The organism is Sinomonas susongensis, from assembly GCF_005877005.1.
Classification (GTDB): Bacteria; Actinomycetota; Actinomycetes; order Actinomycetales; family Micrococcaceae; genus Sinomonas; species Sinomonas susongensis.
In genome coordinates, this window is sequence record NZ_SSNH01000036.1 from 1 (window position 1) to 991 (window position 991).

General features: G+C 69.6%; 1 protein-coding gene. It reads left to right on the plus strand.

The window, feature by feature from the left end; translation table 11 throughout:
- The first annotated feature begins 136 nt into the window (after positions 1–136).
- Complete coding sequence (locus E6A21_RS17725; protein WP_138445492.1) at positions 137–976, plus strand: hypothetical protein; 840 nt, start codon at positions 137–139, stop codon at positions 974–976.
- Positions 977–991 lie beyond the last annotated feature (15 nt).

Here is a 991-nt window from a genome sequence, read left to right on the forward strand (position 1 = left end):
ATATCCCGCGATATGGGATATCGTCAATCATGCCGCCGGTCCTGCGGAGATGCGGGGCGGGGGCGCAGGCGGCCGGAGCGCCGCAGCCCGCCGGCTCCCGCCGCGGGACGGATCGACTTTTTCAAAGGAGCAGAAGATGCGCGTCAGCAAGGCAGCCGAGACCGGCAGCGAACGGGTCGGGAGCATGCGCGAGGGGACCCTGGACCAGAAGCACCTGCTCTTCGGCGAGGACGGCTCGCCGAACAACTACGACCTGAACATGGGCCTGACCGGCGGCGGCGGCTGGGGCACCCCGCGGCACCGGCACAACTTCGACCAGGTCCGCTACGTCATCGAGGGCCGCCTGCCCTACACCGAGACCGACGTGCTCGAGCAGGGCTGCGTGGCGTACTTCCCCGAGAGCGTCCACTATGGCCCCCAGGCCCGCCCCGAGGGCCTGCGGACCATGGTCCTGCAGTGCGGGGGCGCCTCCGGGCAGGGCTACCTCAGCGTCGCCCAGCGCGAGGCCACCAACGCCGAGCTGGAGAAGAGCGGGGAGTTCAAGAAGGGCCTCTACCACTACACCGACGAGAACGGCGCGGCCCAGGCCGTGGACGGCTCCCAGGCCATCTTCGAGCGCGCCATGGGCCACAGCCTCGAGTTCGCCGCGCCCCGCTACAACGACGTCATCGCCATGGACCCCGAGGCCTACGCCTGGCTCCCCGCAGCCGATGAGGGCGTGGAGGAGAAGTGGCTCGGGTCCTTCACCGAGCGGAACCTGCGCATCGGCTTCCTGCGCCTGGAGGCCGGGGCCGTCTACCACGCCGGCCAGTTCCCCTCCATCGAGATCCTCTTCCAGACCAAGGGACAGGTCTCCGCCGGCGGGGAGAAGTACGGCCCCGAGACCGGCTACGAGTTCCTCGCCAACGAGGGCCCCGTGCCCGTGGAGGCCATCGAGCCCACCGAATTCCTCCGCTTCGTCCTCCACACCTTCTAGAACCCCACAGGCGCG